Source organism: Pseudomonas sp. Z003-0.4C(8344-21) (assembly GCF_900104975.1).
In the GTDB taxonomy this organism is placed as follows: Bacteria; Pseudomonadota; Gammaproteobacteria; order Pseudomonadales; family Pseudomonadaceae; genus Aquipseudomonas; species Aquipseudomonas granadensis.
Map to the genome: position 1 here is coordinate 1 of NZ_LT629756.1, position 13,365 is coordinate 13,365.

Here is a 13,365-nt window from a genome sequence, read left to right on the forward strand (position 1 = left end):
AGGTTGTCGAGCACGCTCATGTGCGGAAACAGGTGATAACTCTGAAACACCATGCCGATCTGCTGGCGGATTTCGCGCCAGTCGGTGGCCTTGTCGAGCAGCTCGCGCCCGACAAATTTCAGGCTGCCGCTGTGGGCTTGTTCCAGACCGTTGAGGCAGCGCAGCAAGGTGCTTTTGCCGCAGCCGCTGGGGCCGAGGATGACGATGACTTCGCCGCTCTGCACGTGCAGATCGATGCCATCGAGCACCTGCTGTTCGCCATAGAATTTGTTGAAGCCATGAAACTCGATCAGTGCGCTCATGCTTGCGTCCAGCGCCGCTCCAGCACGCGCGAGGCGGCCGACAACGGGTAGCAAATGAAAAAGAAAAACAGAAACAGCGCGCCATAGATCAGCACCGATTCGTAGGTGCGCTCGATGATCTGCTGGCCGACCTTGATCACATCGACGACGCCGATCAGCACTGCCAGCGAGCTGGTTTTGATGATCCGCGTGTAGACGTTGATGGTCGGCGGTGTCATGCGCTTGAGCGCTTGCGGCAGCAGCACGTAGCCGTACAGTTGCGAAACGTTGAGACCGATCGACAGCCCTGCCTCACGCTGGCCGCGTGGTAACGAATGCAACGCACCGCGCGCCACTTCGCCGACCTCGCTGGCGCCCCACAGCGACAGCACCAGCACCGCGCACCAGAAGCTCGGCAGGCTCAAACCGAAGAAAATCGGCAGGCCGAAGAACAGCAGGTACAGCCAGACCAGCACCGGAATCGCCCGGAACAGCTCCAGATACACCCGCAAAATCGCGTTGAGCCACACTACGTTGAGCGTGCGCAGCACCCCGTAGAACACGCCGCCGACCGTGCTGATGGCGATGCTCAGAAACGAGATCGACAGCGTTTGCCCGGCGCCCTTGGCCAATTGCGGCAACGACACCCAAAGCAATTCAAGACCCGAACTGGCCATGCTGGAGCCTCCTTTCCAGACGGCTGAGCAGCAACGACAGCGGCAAAAACAGCAGCACGCAGATCAGCGTCAGCACCGCGAGCATTTCGTAGGTTTTGTAGTAGAGCGCGATGTAGCTCTTGGTGGTGTAGAGGATTTCCGGCACCGCCACTGCCGAGACGATGGTGGTTTCCTTGAGCAGGAAGATGAAATTGGCGAACAGCGACGGCAGGCTGAGAATGCCCGCCTGCGGCAGAATCACGTAGCGCAGCAACTGGCCGTCAGACAGGCCGATCGAACGCCCGGATTCCAGCTGCGCCTGCGGCACGGCATCAACGCCGGCACGCAGCACTTCGGTGAGGTAGGCACCTCCGAGAAAGGTCATGGTGATGATCGCCGCGGTGAAACCGGAGACTTTGATCCCCAGTGCCGGCAAGGCGAAGTAGACGAAGAACAACTGAATCAGCAGCGGCGTGTTGCGCGCCAGCTCTACGTACAGGCCGACCAGTTTGCGCAGGTACGGCGTGTGAAAAACCAGGATCGTCGCGTTGAGCAGCGCCACCAGCAGCGAGGTGCCAATGGCGATCAAACCGACCTGGAGCGTCACGCCGACGGCTTTGAGAAACGCCGGCAGGGTGCTGAGGATAAATGCGTAGTCGAAAGTCATGCCGTGTCCTGACGTCGCTCGGTAAACGACGGTGAAGCAATCCATGGACAGCGGATGGCTGTCCGGCAGGCACTGACTTTATAGGTATAAAAACCAGAATTTAAATACCGTTAAAGCATATAGATATCACTCAAAAAACTATCTTGCCGGTTTGCCGGGAAGGAGTAAGAAGGCTATTTTTCTTTGCGCTGTAGGAAGGATCTTTTTTTCAAGAAAGGCCTCCAAGGACGGACAGCTTTTGGCCAGACTCCCTCGGCCAAATCACAACAAGGAAGATGACATGGACGTAAAAGCACCGCAGCGACTGGATCCGCAGGATATTTTGAAATTGCTGGTGGCGTTGCGCCGGGCGTTGAAGGCGCAAGTGGCCTGAAGATCAAAATCAACAGCACCCTCACCCCAGCCCTCTCCCGGAGGGAGAGGGAGCCGTCCGAAGTGTCTCGCGCTTTACATCGACCTGTTGAATCGAGTCGATTGCAGATTTAACGCAAGTCCTTCAGGTCTGCGGAGATCTGAAGCATCCCCCGATCAGTCCCCTCTCCCTCCGGGAGCGGGCAAGGGTGAGGGGGCTTTTCAAGGCGAACAAAAAAACGCCGATGACCATCACTGGCCATCGGCGTTTTCAGATCAAATCAACGCTCGCATCAGAACGCCGGCAATACCGCGCCGCTGTACTTCTTCTCGATGAACGCTTTGACTTCCGGGCTGGTCAGCGCCTTGGCCAGTTTCTGGATGGCGTCGCTGTTCTTGTTGTCCTCACGGGCAACGAGGAAGTTCACGTAAGGCGAGTCAGCGCCTTCGATCACCAGCGCATCTTTTTGCGGGTTCAGCTTGGCTTCCAGCGCGTAGTTGGTGTTGATCATGTCCAGATCAACTTCTTTCAGCACGCGCGGTAGCAGGGCCGATTCCAGTTCCTTGAACTTGAAGTTGTGCGGGTTCTTGGCAATGTCTTTCGGCGTTGCCAGAGCGTTTTTCGGATCTTTCAGCTCGATCAGGCCAGCCTTCTGCAGCAGGATCAGCGCACGGCCGCTGTTGCTGCCTTCGTTCGGGATGGCGATGGTCGCGCCATCCGGCAGTTCAGCCAGAGTTTTGTACTTGCTCGAGTAGCCACCGAACGGTTCAACGTGCACGCCTTGCACGGTTACCAGGTACTTGGACTTGTCGTCCTTGTATTTGCCCTGGTTGAAGCTGTTCAGGTACGGCAGGGTCTGGAAGTAGTTGGCATCCAGACGCTTCTCGCCCACCTGTACGTTCGGCTGCACGTAGTCGGTGAAGACCTTGATCTCCAGATCCACGCCTTCTTTGGCCAGGGTCGGTTTGATCAGCTCGAGGATTTCAGCATGTGGAACCGGGGTCGCGGCGACCACCAGTTTCTCACCGGCGTTGGCGAAAGAAGCAGTCAAAGCAGCCGCCAATGCGGTAAACAACAGAACCTTTTTCATGCAGTGTCCTTATCGAAAATCACGGACGTCATCGACGACGGCATTTAATACGTGTGCCAGTGAAGTGATATCGCTGGCGTGAGGCGGACAATACCCGGATTTTTTATTCCCGGACAATAACGTTTATTCAGCTTCATATTCCATTTTGTTCATGTTGAAGAAAATGGCTATAACCCGTCGCTCAAGCGAATCAGCAAATCTTTCAAGGCTTTACGTTCCGCCGTGCTGCCGCCGATGTTGATCTGCGCGACCAGCCGTTCGATCTGCAGCTGCGGCCCAGACACCTCGGGCAGGTTCAGGTGCTGCGGCAGAATCTCTTCGCCAGTGCTGACCAGCAGGGCGAAGTGAATGACATTTTCCAGCTCCCGAGTGTTACCCGGCCAGCTGTGCTGTTCGAGCGCATGCTGCGCGGCTTCGCTGATCAAGGGCACCGGAAGATCGAGACGCTGGCTGTAGATACCGAGAAAATACTCGGCCAGCGACAGGATATCGCCGGTTCGCGCCCGCAGTGCCGGCAGTTCGAGCTGGCCCTCGCTGAGATAATGATAGAGCCGCTCGTGGAATTTCCCCGCATCGACGGCTTGGGCCAGATCGATGCTGGTCGCAGCCACCAGCCGCACGTCGACCGGGCTGGGTTGATGTGCGCCGACGCGAGTGACTTCGTGATTCTCCAGCGCGGCGAGCAATTTGACCTGGATCGGCAGCGGCAAATCGCCGATTTCGTCGAGGTACAACGTGCCGCCATTGGCCGAACCGAACCAGCCGGCGCGACTGCTGGCCGAACCGCTGTAGCTGCCGGCTGCGTAGCCGAACAATTCGGCGTCGGCGTACGTCGGGCTGATCGCACCGCAGTTCACCGACACGAACAGCCCGCTGCGATCACTGGCGCGATGGATATGCCGCGCAAGCAGCTCTTTACCGGTGCCAGTCTCGCCACGGATCAATACCGAGATCGCGCGTGGCGCCAGTTGCTCCAGTTCTTCGCGCAGTTGGCGCGAGCGTGGATCGACGAACACCAGCGCTTTGGCGCGAATGCTCAGCGGGCTTTTTTCCGCATCGGGAAAGGTCAGCAATGGCTGACCGAAAGTTTCGACACTCATGGCAGGCTCCCGCCCTGAACCGCCTGGCAGACGGGGCGTTAAAAATGAAAGTCAGGCGCGACGACGGGCGTGATGCTCCAGGCGGTTTTGCAGGCGATACAGATAGGCAAAACCCTGTTCCCAGCGCTGATGCCCGGACTTGACATTGATATGCCCGGCGCCGGCGAGAATCCCCGCTTCCGCGCCCCAGTTGCGCGCCAGCTCAAGGGCACGCGGCGCACTGACCGCAGCGTCGTTGTCGGAGCTGACGACCTGACTCGGGAACGGCAACAGATCCGCGGGAATCGGCGCGAAGTTGCGCAGTGCCGGTGAGCACGCAGGGCGCTCCACATCGGCAGGCGCGACCAGCAACGCACCGCGCACCTGACGCAGGTATTGCAGCGGCGCGGTCGCTGCCCAATGCGCGACGGTAATGCAACCCAGGCTATGGGCGATGAGGATCACCGGCGTGCTGTCGGCGGCAATCGCTTCGGCGAGCGCCGCGACCCAGTCTTCACGGCGTGGCGTCAGCCAATCGGCCTGCTCCACCCGCGCACTGTTCGGCAGGCTGTTCTGCCAGTGGGTCTGCCAATGATCTTCTGGCGATCCTTGCCAGCCCGGCACAATCAGGTAGCGGATTGATTCATTGCGCATGGGAAGCTCTCCTGCGTCGTGTCTGTTCTCGGTTGAGTATAGGGACGGGAGTTATATTCGTTAAGGAATAAGAAGCTATTTGTTAATATCTTAATTGGATATGAGATGTGCGCATGGCTTTAGATCTTTTCCCCCTCACCCCAGCCCTCTCCCGAGGGAGAGGGAGCCGACTTGCGCTGGGTTTGAAGTTGCGTACGACTCGGTATTCCACGTTGGCGTAACTCTCCCATCCACTACGGTCAGTCCCCTCTCCCTTTGGGAGAGGGCTAGGGTGAGGGGCTTTTGTACTCATATTCGAAACAAAAAAAGGGCCGCACCCTGCCAAGGAAACGGCCCCGGAAAACTGTTGAATCTGTCACCGCGCAGTAATCACCGACAATTTAGTAATCCCTGCCCGCTCGATCGACGCCATGGCCCGCGCGACTTCGCCATAATTCACCCCGTCATCGGCCTGCAACTGCACACGCACCTCCGGGTCCTTGGCCTTGGCCGCCTTGAGGTTTAACTCCAGCGACTCCGGCTGAATTTCGTCCTTGTTGATAAACAGCTTGCCGACACCGTCGATGCTCACCACCAGCGGATCCTTCTGCTCGACCGGCGCCACCGCTTCGGTCTTTGGCAGGTTGATCGGAATCGCGTTGGTCAGCAGCGGCGCGGTGACGATAAACACCACCAGCAGCACCAGCATCACGTCCACCAGCGGGGTCACGTTGATCTCGCTGAGCACCTCATCCGTGTCTTGCGTGGAGAAAGCCATATCAGGAGGCCTCCTTCACTTTTGGCGCATTCCCCGGCGCAGAAGCTTTGTGTGCAGTCGGGTGAATCAACACGCGAAACGCGGTCTTCTGCGCCAGGCTGTAGAAGTCGTGGGCGAAGTCGTCCAGGTCCGCCGCGGTCAATTTCAAACGGCGCAAAAAGTAGTTGTAAACCAGCACCGCCGGTACCGCGACGGCGATGCCCACACCGGTCGCGACCAATGCAGCACCGATCGGTCCGGCCACGGTTTCCAGGCTCGCCGAACCCGCCGCGCTGATGCCCTTCAACGCTTCCATGATTCCCCACACCGTGCCGAACAATCCTATGAACGGCGAAGTGCTGCCAATACTCGCGACCACTGCCAGACCGGTTTCCAGCGAACGCCGCTCACGGACGATTTGCTGGCGCAAGGCACGCTCCAGACGATCCTGATGGTTGATCGCCTGGCTCAGGTCATTGGCCTGTGACGTCTCACCAACCTGAATCGCCGCGTAGCCCGCCTGCGCCACACGCGCCGCAGCGCCGGGCTGGGTTTCGCTCAACTCGGCGGCCGCATCAAGACTTGACGCCGCCCAAAAGCGTTTATAAAAACGGCGGTCCTGCGCCTTTAAACGGCCGAACTGCAACGCCTTGAGCAGTGCCAGCCCCCAGGTGGCGACGGAAAAAGCCACCAGCAGCCAGATCACCGCGCTTTCGATGGATTCCAGTGGAGAAGCCAGTAACGTCATGATGTATTCCCTCGTGTAAACGTTTCGCGCGAATTTGATTGCGGTTTAGTGAATCTTGAAATCGATGGGCACGCTGACCCAGCCGTCCTGGGCGACATCGCCCTGCATGGCCGGGACGAAACTCCAGCGTTTCACGGCGTTGAGCGCCGCATCGTCGAGCTGCTGGCGGCCGCTGCTTTTCTGAATCTGGATCTCGCCCGGTTTGCCACTGGCCAACACCTGCACGCGCAGCAACACCGTGCCTTCCCAACCGCGACGCTGCGCCAAGGACGGATATTCCGGCGCCGGGTTTTTCAGGTAAGCGGCGCTGGCCGAGGCCGGTGTGACCGGGGCTGGCGCGGGTGGCGCAGCTGGCGCTGGCGCAGCGACCGGGGCGGCCGGCTTGGGCGGCGCTGGCGGTTGCTCGACGGCTTTAGGCGTCGGTTTGAGTGGCTGCTTGACCACCGGCTTGGGTTTCGGCACGGGCTTGGGCGGTGGCGGCTTTACCGCCAGCTCGTCTTCCACCGGTGGCGGTGGCTCGACCACCGGCGCAGGAGGCGGCGGTGCCACAACCGGCGGCGCGGGCGGTGCCGGGCGTGAGAACTCGATGGTCATCGGTGGAATTTCCGGCGGCACGATTGGCAGCGCGGGGGTCGGATGCTGATTGATCCAGTAGATCACCGCGCCATGCACCACCAACGCCAGCACCGCGAGCAAAACGGTTTCGCGGCGACTCAGAATGCCCCTGGGCGAACGCTGCAAACGCAGTTGCCCCAACGGCACACGGTGCGGCCGGCCGAGGTCGATCAGTTCGCCACTCGGCGTTTGCCGCCACAGCAATTCCCCTGCGCTGGCGGCGGTCTGGACACTGCCCATTGTTTGACTCCCTGCGGTTTTTTGCGGTTCTTGCACAACAGCTGAACAACCGCTTGTTGAATCCCCACAGGCTGCCCCTTGGGAGAATCATTGGTGTTGTCGCTTATCTCCGAAAGTAATCTTTAATGTTATGTATAGGACTTTATGGAATATGGAAAACGATCAATTCCACCAAAGCCTTGCGCCACGCGGGCTGCAGCGAGACGCAAAAAAACGCATGCTTTGCCGGCATTGAAAGTATTCGTTCAGCGCATCGGATTCAGCTGACCCGGTTTCAAAGGACAGGCTCAAAACAGCGTTGTTAGTTTAAAAATTATTTTCATCGAGCAACAAAAAAGGCCGATACACTTTCGCGTACCGGCCTTTTGTTTGATCAGCGGTTATTGTTTGATGAATTCTCCCGCCAGACCTACCACATCACCGTCAAAGTTGGTGCGCGCGCCAACCGCGCGAACTTTTGAATAATTGTGATCTGGCGAAAACAATGTCCATGCCTGATAACCCGAGCCCTCGTTCAAAGCTGCGAAGGTGATGACCGTAGGCTGCCCCGTGCTGTTCTGGAAATGGTAATGGCCATACGCGATGTCGTAGTTCACGCCGTTCTGGCTGAATTTCCCGCTGAATGTGCCGTTGGAATCGTTGCCATCGGTAATTGTCAGCTTGGCGCCCGCGTTGGCGTTTACATAATTGCCATTGATGCTCGACATGATGCGATTTCCTTTATCGTTTAAATGGGTATCTTCCGATGAGAGCAAGTTTCTTTCCTGGAAACTCGCGACACAGATCATGGTTCGACATCGATTGATTGTCCACGGGAGCAACTAACTGAATCGGCATAAACACTATTCAAGAGATGTCTAAGTTATTGCGAAATAACTGTACGCCTATTCCGATTGGTTACGATTAAAAATCATAACGCCCAGTCACCCCAAGCGTACGCGGCGTGCCGAGCAGTCCTTCATAACCACCATTGCCACCCGTCCACAGCGTCGTGTAATAGGTTTTGTCGAAGGCGTTTTTCAGCCACAACGAAACATCCCACTGGCCTTGGTTGAAGTCGCCACGCAAGCCTGTGGAAAAGTTGACCACGGCGTAGCTGGGAATCTGCCCGTAGTCGGAATCCTCAACCGTACCCACGGCTTTGGAGCGGAATGCATAGCTGCCGGTGACGTAGGGTTCGAAGCCGTTATCCAGATTCCATTTGTATTCGCCGTTGGCGTTGCCGATCCATTTCGATGCGCCGACCACTTGATGGCCGCTGAGATCGCAAGAGGCTGGCGCACCCGGCGCCTGGCTGACTTCCGGCGGGCATGGTGCATCTTTGTAGGAGAGGTAGCTGACGTCGTTGTACGAGCCGTTGAAGTTCAGCGTCAGGCCACGCAGCGGCACCACGGTGGTTTCAAATTCGATGCCGCGCGAGCGCACAGAACCGGCGTTGGTCAGGTATTGCACGCGGTTGTCGGCGTCATAGGCATTGGTCTGGTAGGCGTTGACCTGGGTCCAGAACACGTTGGCGTTGAGCTGCAAACGGTGATCCCACAAAGTGCTTTTGAAACCGAGTTCGGCGTTGTTCGCCCGTTCGGTGCCGATCAACAACGAGTCGGCACCCGCAGTTGGCGCGGAGCCGACCGCGAGATTGACGCCGCCGGACTTTTCGCCGTGGGACAACGTCGCGTAGCCAAGCACGTCATCGGTGATGCGATAGCTGAGATTGAGCAGCCCCGAAGGACTCGAACTGTACTGATTCAAGTCACCGGAATCGTAGGCGCCGGCGCGGCCGCGACGCGCATTGGCCGCCGCGCCGGCCACGGCCGCACCGCCAACCGGGGCATCGCGGCTGACCCAGGCATTTTTCTCTTCGTAGGTGCCACGCACCCCGGCGGTGAAATCCAGACGCTCGGTGAGGTGCCAGGTGCCTTGGGCAAACAGGGCAAAACTGTCGGTCTTGATGTGGCCTTTGCCGACGCTGGTGACATTGGCCAGCGCCCCCGCCGGCGTGCCATTCCAGATATCCGCCTGCGGGCCGTAATAGGCGAAGGATTTGTTGTCCAGATCAGAACCGAAATAGTAGGCACCGATCACGTAGTCAAAGAACTCACCCTTGGGCGAGGCCAGGCGAAATTCCTGCGAATACTGTTTGTCTTCCACCGACACTCCGGCGTTGTAACTGGCCGGCACGTTGAGGCCGTCGTCGTTGCGCGGGGTGAAGTTCCAGAAGCGATACGAGCTGACCGACGTCAGGGTGAAATCACTTGGCAAGGTCCAGTTGGCTTCTACCGAAGTACCGCCCTGATGCACGGTGACGTGCTGATCGTTATCCAGATTGACCTTGCGATGTGTGCCGTTGACCAGCGTCGCGCCGGCCGCGTTGGCCCGCGACTGATAGAGGTTGACGCCGTTGATGGTCGGACCGGTGTTGTACAACACGCGGGTGCCGGCGCTGGAATCCTCTTCGTTGTAGTCACCGATCCAGCGCAGGTTGAAATTTTCATTGGGCTTGAACAGCAGTTGCGCGCGAAAGCCCTCACGCGAACCGCCATTCAAATCGTGGCCGTCGTGCTCATTCTTGATGTCGCCGTCGCCGCGCGTGCGATACGCGGAAAAACGCCCCGCGAGTTGATCATTCAGCGGCCCGGAAATGGTGCCCTTGGTCTGGAAATAACCGTCCTCGCCGACCGAGGTTTCAATGCTGCGCTCAGGGGTAAAGGTCGGCGCACGGGTGCTGATATTGATCACCCCGGCGGTGGTGTTTTTACCGAACAGCGTGCCCTGCGGCCCGCGCAAGACTTCGAGCTGTTCGATGTCCATCAAGTCGAACACCGCCATTCCCGGGCGGCCCAGATAAACGTTGTCGATGTACAGGCCGACGCTGCCCTCCAGACCGTCGCTGGCCGGGTTGTTACCGAGGCCGCGTATCGACACGCTGGACTGCCGCGCGTGCATGTAGGCGACGTTGACGCTGGGCACCAGTTGCTGCAGATCCTGAATCCGGTACACCCGTTGCGTTTCCAGATTCTGCCCGCTGACCACGCTCATCGGCGTCGGTACGTCTTGCGAACTTTCCTCGCGACGGCGGGTGGTCACGGTCACGGTTTCCAACTGCGAACTGCTGGCCGAAGCTTTGCCTGCGGGGACTGGCGTCGGGGTTTCGGCTTCGGCGGCATAGCCGTGAGTCCAGCTCGCGCTGCCGGCGAGAAACAGGGCCAGGGGCAGGCGTTTGAGCTGTCGAGGTGATTGGGTTGAAGCGTGTTTCAACGGACTCATGGCGCGGCTCCTGGTCAAAAAACACACAGGCTTCATCAGCGCTGCATATTCCTTTGAGTTATTTATTTATGGATTTACAAATATTTACTGCATAAGAGATTGCCTTTATAAGGAGTCGACCTAATGCATATCCAATGCATTTCCCGGATATTTTTCATGTGAAAAATGCATATCGATCTGCGCCAACTTCGTCACTTCATCGCCCTGGCTGAACAACGCAGCTTCGTAGCTGGCGCGCAGGCGGTGAACCTGTCGCAGTCGGCGTTCAGCCGCAGCATTCAAGCGCTGGAACACAGTGTCGGCTGTCAGTTGGTCGATCGCGGGCGCAAGGAATTGCCGCCGACCAAACAGGGTCAGGTACTGCTCGAACACGCGCGGCGGCTGGTCAGTGGCGCGCAGCAGATGGCGAACGAGATCAGCCAGTTCAACGGCCTTGAAGCTGGGGAATTACGCTTCGGTTGCGGGCCGGCGCCAGCGGCGGGACTGATTCCACGGGCGATTGGCGCCTTCATCGGACGCTACCCGAAAGCGCGGGTGCATTTTCAGGTGGACGACTGGCAGAGCCTGAGCAAGCGACTGTTGAGCGAGGAGTTCGAGTTCTTCGTCGCCGACACCCGGCAGTTCGAAGCGGACCCGAACTACCTGACCCATCGGTTGCGCGCACGCAAATGGCATTTCTGCTGTCGCGCCGGGCATCCGCTGGCGGCGTTTGAACGGATCAGCGCCGAGCAGTTGATGAGTTATCCACTGGCGGTGAGCATTCGCCCGCCGAACCTGCGCAAGGTCATTGTCGACCTCAGCGGCCGGCCGGATTTCACCCCGAGCGTCGAATGTGAGAACAGTGCAAGCCTGCTCAGCGTGGTGCTGCGTTCGGATGCGATCGGAATTGTCGGGGCCTATTCCGACGCGTTGCATCTGGCCAAGGGTGAGCTGGTGTGCCTGAAGATCGAAGGTTTGGCTGACGATCTTGAGGAGTTGTATACCCGCTACGGAATTGTCAGCCGCGCCGGGTATCGGTTATCGCCGCTGGCCAAGGCGATGATCGAGCAGATCAAAGTGATCGATCAGCAGGATGAAGAAGTCTGTTCACTGGAGAATCTTGCGGTCTGATTTACCGCCATCGCTGGCAAGCCAGCTCCCACAGGATTCGCGCCGAGCACAATTCATGTGGACACCCCCAATACCTGTGGGAGCTGGCTTGCCAGCGATGGCGTCAGTGCAGGCACCGATGCATCCGCTGCATGAAACCCATTCCCCAAACGCACTTGCCGAACACCCCCACCGACAGCGAAAACCGTCACCTGTCCCACTGCCCGGTGAACCCCATGCCCACCCCGCCCAACCCCGTGCGCAACGTGCTGTACATCATGTGCGACCAGCTGCGCCGCGATTACCTGTCCTGCTACGGCCATCCGCATCTGCACACGCCGAACATCGATCGCCTCGCTGCGGCCGGCGTACGGTTCAGCCGCGCTTACACCCAGGGCACGATTTGCGGTCCTTCGAGAATGTCGGCCTACACCGGGCGCTATGTCAGCAGCCATCAGGCGGCATGGAACGCGGTGCCGCTGCCGCTGGAGGAATTGACCATCGGCGATTACCTGCGCCCGCACGGCATTCGTACCGCTCTGGTCGGCAAGACTCACGCAACGGCAAACATCGATGCCTTGCAGCGCCTGGCAATCAACCCTGACAGCCAACAGGCCGAGATCCTCAACGAAGTCGGCTTCGAACCTTACATGCGCCATGACGGTATCTATCCCGACGACCCGCTGTTCGACGACAAGCGCGAATCCGCGCCTTATACCCATTACCTGCGCGAACACGGTTTCGACGGCCGCAATCCCTGGCATGACTGGGCCAACGCTGCCGAAGGCGCGAACGGCGAGATCCTCAGTGGCTGGAAAATGCGTCATGCGAATTTGCCAGCACGAATTCCCGAGCAACACTCAGAGACTGTCTACACTACCAATCGAGCCATCGACTTCATCACCGAGCAAGGCGAGAAACCTTGGTGTTTACACCTCTCGTACATCAAACCGCACTGGCCCTACATCGTACCTGGACCATACCACGCCATGTACAGTACGAAATCGATTCTCGAACCGATCCGCGCGACGCCCTCCGAAGCCAGCGAACACCCCGTATACATGGCCTTTCGCCAACATCAGGAAAGTCTCAACTTCTCCCGGGACTCAGTACGATTGACTGTAATCCCTACCTACATGGGCCTGATCAAACAGGTGGATGACCAACTCGGAAGGTTGTTCGATTTTCTGCAGAACAATGGCCGCTGGGACGACACGCTGATCGTGTTCACCAGCGATCACGGCGACTTTCTCGGCGATCACTGGCTGGGCGAGAAGGAGTTTTTGCTCGAACAAGCGGTCGGCGTGCCGCTGATCGTGCGCGACCCGCGCTCGGCGGCGGATGTCACCCGCGGTAAGGTTGATGAGCGACTCGTGGAAACCATCGATGCACTGCCGACATTTCTCGCGGCGCTGGGATTGCCGGGCGCCGAGCATCGGCTTGAAGGGCGCTCGCTGATTCCCCTTCTGCACGGTGAGAATCCCGATTGGCGCCGCTATGCAATCAGCGAATACGACTACGCCTTCCAGGCGCCGGCGCGCGAGCGTTTGGGCCAGCCGATCGACCGTTGCCGCATGACCATGGTGCGCAGCGAGCGCTGGAAATACCTGGCGTACGACGGCTTCCGGCCACAGTTGTTTGATCTGCTGAATGACCCGCATGAACTGCGCGACCTGGGTGATGACCCGGCGTACGCGGCCGTGCACGATGAGCATGCGGGGTATTTGTTCGAATGGCTGCGCGGGTTGAAGCGGCGCACGACGATCAGCCATCAGGAGGTTGATTTGCGCGGACAGCGGTTTCGTTATGGAGAGCCGGAGATAGAGAAGATTGTGCAGATTGGGGTCTGGTAGCGGAAAAGCCCCTCACCCTAGCCCTCTCCCGGAGGGAGAGG

13 protein-coding genes are annotated in these 13,365 nt (G+C 58.8%); 2 read left to right on the forward strand and 11 right to left on the reverse strand.

The window, feature by feature from the left end:
- The 11 genes from BLU24_RS00005 to BLU24_RS00055 all read right to left on the reverse strand — a co-directional run.
- Positions 1-302: ATP-binding cassette domain-containing protein (locus BLU24_RS00005; RefSeq protein ID WP_157720881.1), on the reverse strand; the 302-nt coding region annotated here is incomplete at its 3' end.
- The gene (locus BLU24_RS00010) at positions 299-958 is read right to left on the reverse strand and encodes an amino acid ABC transporter permease (RefSeq protein ID WP_093095828.1); all 660 of its coding nucleotides are present in this window, start codon (positions 956-958) and stop codon (positions 299-301) included. The genes BLU24_RS00010 and BLU24_RS00005, both read right to left, overlap by 4 nt.
- A complete protein-coding gene (locus tag BLU24_RS00015) occupies positions 939-1,604 on the reverse strand; it encodes an amino acid ABC transporter permease (RefSeq protein ID WP_090288217.1) in 666 nt (221 codons plus the stop codon). The genes BLU24_RS00010 and BLU24_RS00015 overlap by 20 nt, the downstream gene beginning before the upstream one ends.
- 644 nt (positions 1,605-2,248) lie before the next feature.
- On the reverse strand, positions 2,249-3,046 hold the full coding sequence (locus tag BLU24_RS00020) for a MetQ/NlpA family ABC transporter substrate-binding protein (RefSeq protein WP_016772222.1): 798 nt from the start codon (positions 3,044-3,046) through the stop codon (positions 2,249-2,251).
- A 167-nt stretch (positions 3,047-3,213) separates the two neighbouring features.
- Entirely contained in the window at positions 3,214-4,146 is a 933-nt protein-coding gene (locus BLU24_RS00025; protein WP_093095832.1) for a sigma 54-interacting transcriptional regulator, read from the reverse strand.
- A 51-nt stretch (positions 4,147-4,197) separates the two neighbouring features.
- Entirely contained in the window at positions 4,198-4,779 is a 582-nt protein-coding gene (locus tag BLU24_RS00030) for an alpha/beta hydrolase (RefSeq protein WP_093095835.1), read from the reverse strand.
- Positions 4,780-5,134: 355 nt separating this feature from the next.
- On the reverse strand, positions 5,135-5,536 hold the full coding sequence (locus BLU24_RS00035) for an ExbD/TolR family protein (RefSeq protein WP_093095839.1): 402 nt from the start codon (positions 5,534-5,536) through the stop codon (positions 5,135-5,137).
- Position 5,537: 1 nt separating this feature from the next.
- On the reverse strand, positions 5,538-6,263 hold the full coding sequence (locus BLU24_RS00040; protein ID WP_093095843.1) for a MotA/TolQ/ExbB proton channel family protein: 726 nt from the start codon (positions 6,261-6,263) through the stop codon (positions 5,538-5,540).
- A gap of 45 nt (positions 6,264-6,308) precedes the next feature.
- The gene (locus BLU24_RS00045; RefSeq protein WP_093095846.1) at positions 6,309-7,118 is read right to left on the reverse strand and encodes an energy transducer TonB; all 810 of its coding nucleotides are present in this window, start codon (positions 7,116-7,118) and stop codon (positions 6,309-6,311) included.
- Between the two features lie 380 nt (positions 7,119-7,498).
- Positions 7,499-7,825: a hypothetical protein gene (locus BLU24_RS00050; RefSeq protein ID WP_090288206.1), complete on the reverse strand. Its 327-nt coding sequence runs from the start codon at positions 7,823-7,825 to the stop codon at positions 7,499-7,501.
- 196 nt (positions 7,826-8,021) lie between these two features.
- Positions 8,022-10,382, reverse strand: coding sequence for a TonB-dependent receptor (locus BLU24_RS00055; RefSeq protein ID WP_093095852.1), 2,361 nt, complete (start codon positions 10,380-10,382; stop codon positions 8,022-8,024).
- Between the two features lie 165 nt (positions 10,383-10,547).
- Between BLU24_RS00055 and BLU24_RS00060 the strand changes: the two genes are divergently transcribed.
- Together BLU24_RS00060 and BLU24_RS00065 are read left to right on the forward strand one after the other, a co-directional pair.
- Complete coding sequence (locus tag BLU24_RS00060; RefSeq protein ID WP_093095856.1) at positions 10,548-11,492, forward strand: LysR family transcriptional regulator; 945 nt, start codon at positions 10,548-10,550, stop codon at positions 11,490-11,492.
- Between the two features lie 215 nt (positions 11,493-11,707).
- Positions 11,708-13,324 (forward strand): alkaline phosphatase family protein, encoded by a 1,617-nt coding sequence (locus BLU24_RS00065; protein ID WP_093095859.1) that lies wholly within the window; start codon positions 11,708-11,710, stop codon positions 13,322-13,324.
- Positions 13,325-13,365: the final 41 nt, after the last annotated feature.

Bases quoted from the DNA above. Each gene is read 5' to 3' on its own strand.
- BLU24_RS00025 (WP_093095832.1), bottom strand. From the start codon at position 4,146: ATGAGTGTCGAAACTTTCGGTCAGCCATTGCTGACCTTTCCCGATGCG.
- BLU24_RS00065 (WP_093095859.1), top strand. From the start codon at position 11,708: ATGCCCACCCCGCCCAACCCCGTGCGCAACGTGCTGTACATCATGTGC.
- BLU24_RS00050 (WP_090288206.1), bottom strand. From the start codon at position 7,825: ATGTCGAGCATCAATGGCAATTATGTAAACGCCAACGCGGGCGCCAAG.
- BLU24_RS00020 (WP_016772222.1), bottom strand. From the start codon at position 3,046: ATGAAAAAGGTTCTGTTGTTTACCGCATTGGCGGCTGCTTTGACTGCT.
- BLU24_RS00035 (WP_093095839.1), bottom strand. From the start codon at position 5,536: ATGGCTTTCTCCACGCAAGACACGGATGAGGTGCTCAGCGAGATCAAC.
- BLU24_RS00055 (WP_093095852.1), bottom strand. From the start codon at position 10,382: ATGAGTCCGTTGAAACACGCTTCAACCCAATCACCTCGACAGCTCAAA.
- BLU24_RS00015 (WP_090288217.1), bottom strand. From the start codon at position 1,604: ATGACTTTCGACTACGCATTTATCCTCAGCACCCTGCCGGCGTTTCTC.
- BLU24_RS00030 (WP_093095835.1), bottom strand. From the start codon at position 4,779: ATGCGCAATGAATCAATCCGCTACCTGATTGTGCCGGGCTGGCAAGGA.
- BLU24_RS00040 (WP_093095843.1), bottom strand. From the start codon at position 6,263: ATGACGTTACTGGCTTCTCCACTGGAATCCATCGAAAGCGCGGTGATC.
- BLU24_RS00045 (WP_093095846.1), bottom strand. From the start codon at position 7,118: ATGGGCAGTGTCCAGACCGCCGCCAGCGCAGGGGAATTGCTGTGGCGG.
- BLU24_RS00060 (WP_093095856.1), top strand. From the start codon at position 10,548: ATGCATATCGATCTGCGCCAACTTCGTCACTTCATCGCCCTGGCTGAA.
- BLU24_RS00010 (WP_093095828.1), bottom strand. From the start codon at position 958: ATGGCCAGTTCGGGTCTTGAATTGCTTTGGGTGTCGTTGCCGCAATTG.